This is a genomic window from Pseudomonas sp. LM13 (assembly GCF_041381355.1).
GTDB classification, from domain to species: domain Bacteria; phylum Pseudomonadota; class Gammaproteobacteria; order Pseudomonadales; family Pseudomonadaceae; genus Stutzerimonas; species Stutzerimonas frequens.
The window spans coordinates 1-562 of the sequence record NZ_JACBXH010000139.1; the positions used below are offsets into that span (position 1 = coordinate 1).

At 61.6% G+C, this 562-nt stretch carries 1 pseudogene and 1 other annotated feature; the pseudogene reads left to right on the top strand.

Annotation, left to right across the window (positions count from 1 at the left end):
• A pseudogene (locus tag HZR81_RS23725) lies at positions 1-562 on the top strand (IS3-like element ISPst4 family transposase); the annotation flags it as partial.
• Positions 3-76: a sequence feature (AL1L pseudoknot), on the top strand. It overlaps the preceding pseudogene by 74 nt.

Genomic DNA, 562 nt, shown 5'->3' on the forward strand with positions numbered 1-562 from the left:
CCTGAGGGCGTTTGTCGATCAGCATCGTGACCGTCTCGGGGTCGAGTCGATCTGCCGCGTGTTGCAGATCGCCCCGTCCGGTTACCGCAGGCACGTGGCTCAACAGCGCAACCCGGCACTGCGCTGTTGTCGTGCTCAGCGCGATGACGCATTGACCCTGGAAATCCAGCGAGTGTGGGATGCCAATATGCAGTGCTATGGCGCGGTGAAGGTCTGGAAGCAGCTGCGGCGAGAAGGCATCGAGGTCGCCAGATGCACGGTGGAGCGGTTAATGCGTCGGGCCGGATTGCAGGGCATTAGACGTGGCCAGATCGTGCAGACAACGGTGGCCGGCGACAAGGCCCTTTGCCCGCTGGATCGTGTCCAACGCCAGTTCCATGCCGACCGCCCGAACCAGTTGTGGGTGTCGGACTTCACCTATGTATCGACCTGGCAGGGCTGGCTGTACGTGGCGTTCGTGATCGACGTCTTTGCACGGCGGATCGTCGGCTGGCGAGTCAGTACCAGCATGAAGACAGACTTCGTACTGGATGCCCTAGAGCAAGCCTTGTATGCCCGTCAG